This window comes from Fundicoccus sp. Sow4_H7 (assembly GCF_052115865.1).
Taxonomy (GTDB): domain Bacteria; phylum Bacillota; class Bacilli; order Lactobacillales; family Aerococcaceae; genus Fundicoccus_A.
This window is the reverse complement of sequence record NZ_JBQKME010000042.1, coordinates 1-303: the sequence shown is the minus strand read 5'-3', so window position 1 is coordinate 303 and position 303 is coordinate 1. Positions and strand designations below refer to the sequence as shown.

Below are 303 nucleotides of genomic sequence, written 5' to 3'. Positions count from 1 at the left end.
GTTTAATATCGGTACTTCGATTTCGCAGCGGTCCAAAACTGTGAAGAATAGACAAGAGTTCGGGCATTGGGAACTCGACACGGTTGTTTCTTCCCGAGGTCAGAGTAAAGGCTGTTTAGCGACCTTTTCAGAACGCAAAAGCCGTCTATATATTGCTTTACCCATGCCGAATCGCTCTAAAATTTCTATGCATACTGCGATTGAAGAACTGAGAGAAAGCTTACCAAAAGAGGCTTTAAAGACCTTCACCTCAGATCGCGGGAAAGAATTTGCTTGTTACGCTGAGGTCGAAGCAGCAGGGAT

The 303-nt window shown here is 44.9% G+C and carries 1 protein-coding gene; it reads left to right on the top strand.

The features are described 5' to 3' along the window. Nucleotides 1–303, top strand: a 303-nt coding sequence (locus tag ACTQ54_RS12470) for an IS30 family transposase (protein ID WP_441757261.1), incomplete at both ends; no start/stop codon positions are given.